Origin of the sequence: Streptomyces sp. WELS2 (genome assembly GCF_013870595.1) — a bacterium.
GTDB lineage: Bacteria > Actinomycetota > Actinomycetes > Streptomycetales > Streptomycetaceae > Streptomyces.
In genome coordinates this window covers 1-2,213 of the sequence record NZ_JACBWZ010000943.1, presented here as the reverse complement: position 1 = coordinate 2,213, position 2,213 = coordinate 1, and the positions used below count along the sequence as shown (strand labels likewise).

Genomic DNA, 2,213 nt, shown 5'->3' with positions numbered 1-2,213 from the left:
GGGCCGAGCCGCCGACCATCACGATCCCCCGGTCGGCGAGGTCGGCCAGCGGGTCGGCGAGACGGCCCTTGTCGCGGACCTCGCACAGCACGTACCCGTCCTGCGGCCACACCGTCAGCGTGCCCGTGCCGCCGCCGTGCACCACGCTGTTCGTGGTCAGCTCGGCGGTGATCAGCGCCAGGTTCTCCAGGGCCGTCCCGGTCAGGCCCAGCCGGGCACCGTGGTCGGTGGCCAGGTGACGGACGGCGGAGAGGGAGTCCTCGGCGAAGGCGGTGCCGAACACCTCGGGGCCGGCGCCGGGGGCGGGGGCGGGCGGCAACGGCAGGTTGTAGCGGGCCACGACGCCGTCGGGGTCGTACGCCGCGCTGACCTGCTCGGCGGTGGAGCCGGCCGGGATGACGACCGGGTGGGTGGCGTGGGCGTCGGCGAGCACCCGTTCGTCCAGGCGGGAGGTGTCGTAGGGACACAGGATGGTGACCTCGCGGCCCTGGAACGCCGCGTTGATCAGCGCCTCGTGCTGGGCGCAGGCCGGGTACTCGTCCGGGCTGCGGCCCGCCCAGATCGGTTCGCCGATGATGCGGACCCGCTTCCCGGGGGGCTGGGCGTCGGCGAAGGCGCGCAGCACACCGGGGATGATCCGGCCGGGGTTGCGGCCGGCGTCGCGCATGTCCAGGAACCGCACGGCGCCGCCGTCGGCGCCCAGCGCGTCCTGGATCGGCGCCAGGTTCTCGTGCGGCACGGCGACCGCGACCGGCTCGCCCGCCGCCAGCCCCGCGCGGATGAAGGGCACGGTGCCGGCCAGGTACTGGTGGGTGCCGGCGTAGAACAGCGCGGGGTGGGCGAACGGTTCCACGGGATGGGTCGCCGTGGTCATGACGTGCACACCTCGATCCCCGGAAGGCCGGGCCACAGCAGCCCCAGTATCCGCGACAGGGAGCCCGGTGGCCGGTCCAGCACCAGCCGGCGCCGCCCCTCCAGGCTCTTGGCGGTGTCCGCCAGCGCACCGGCTCCCGCCACGTCGATGAAGGTCACCGCGGAAAGCTCCAAGTAGTACACGTCCTCGCCCCCGACGTCCTCGGCCTCACGCACGACCCGCTCCAACGCGCGCTCCCATATGTCCCGCGTGGGCAGGATCACCTCGCCCACCGCACGGATTCCGCTCCGCCCGGTCAGCGGGTACACGTCGAGCCGCGCCGCCGCCTGCTTCGGCACGGCGGCCGTCGGCAGCAGCCGGGCCGACTCGGGTGCGCTCATGCCATCTCCCAGTCCCACGGGATACACAGCTGCCCAGTATGCGCCCTCCACCGCCCCGCCAGGCACGGACAACTCGGGGCGGGGGCGTTGGACGAGGGGTGGGGGCGGTGCGACGCGGGCCGGGTCCGGCGGAACCGAACGGGCCGACGGACGAGACCAGGCCCAACCGGCACGGGGTAGGGCGCGGCGTGGCACGGGTCGGGCCCGGCGGAGCGGATCGGGTCCGGTGGGCGTGGGGCGGGCCGCGACGGACACGGCGCGGACGGCCGAGGCCGGCGGGCGCCGGGCGTACCGGTGGGGCCGGGCGTGCCGGCGGGTGTAGGCCGTCGTACGGAGGGCAGGCGAGGGACGACGGAGGATCGGCGGAGCTGGAGGGGAGACATGACCACGGCGGCACGCACACCGCGGGGCGGGCGAACGGTACCCCTGACCGTGGGTGTCCAGGCGGAGGACGGCCGGGCCGTCCTGCGCGCCCGGGGCGAGCTGGTCCACGGCTGCGCGGACACCCTCGCCGAGGCCCTGGCCGCGCTGCCGCCGGGCGTCACCCGGGTCGAGCTGGACGCCGCCGAGGTCGTCTTCCTGGACACGGCCGGGCTGACGGCCCTGGACGCGCTGCGCGAGTACGGCCGCCGGCGGAACGTACCGGTCGGTGCCACCGGCTGGCGCGGGCAGCCGCGCCGGGTGCTGGAGCTGACGGGCCTCGACCCCGTGAACCCGCTCGGCGGCGCTCCGCCCGCCGGTCTGCGCGACCGCGCGGCCTCGGCGGTGGCCCGGGAACGCGCCGAGCAACTGGACGTACTGCGCCTGGAGATAGCGCAGTTGCGGCACGCGATCGACTCCCGCCCGGTCATCGACCAGGCCCGGGGCGTCCTGATGGCGGCTCACACCTGCACGCCCGACCAGGCGTGGGAGGTCCTGCGGGAGGCGTCCCAGCGCACCAACACCAAGCTGCGCCGGGT

Annotated in this window: 2 protein-coding genes and 1 pseudogene; 1 reads left to right on the top strand and 2 read right to left on the bottom strand. The window is 75.7% G+C overall.

Annotated features, from left to right (window positions below; all coding sequences use genetic code 11):
* A pseudogene (locus H5J33_RS32045) lies at positions 1 to 874 on the bottom strand (anti-sigma factor RsbA family regulatory protein); the annotation flags it as partial.
* Entirely contained in the window at positions 871 to 1,254 is a 384-nt protein-coding gene (locus H5J33_RS32040) for an STAS domain-containing protein (RefSeq protein ID WP_181798243.1), read from the bottom strand. The gene H5J33_RS32040 and the pseudogene H5J33_RS32045, both read right to left, overlap by 4 nt.
* A gap of 381 nt (positions 1,255 to 1,635) precedes the next feature.
* Between H5J33_RS32040 and H5J33_RS32035 the strand changes: the two genes are divergently transcribed.
* Positions 1,636 to 2,213, top strand: a 578-nt coding sequence (locus H5J33_RS32035) for an ANTAR domain-containing response regulator (protein ID WP_181798242.1), incomplete at its 3' end; no start/stop codon positions are given.

What these genes read in the sequence shown, in the direction of transcription:
- H5J33_RS32040 (WP_181798243.1), bottom strand. Translation starts at nt 1,254, where the DNA reads ATGAGCGCACCCGAGTCGGCCCGGCTGCTGCCGACGGCCGCCGTGCCG.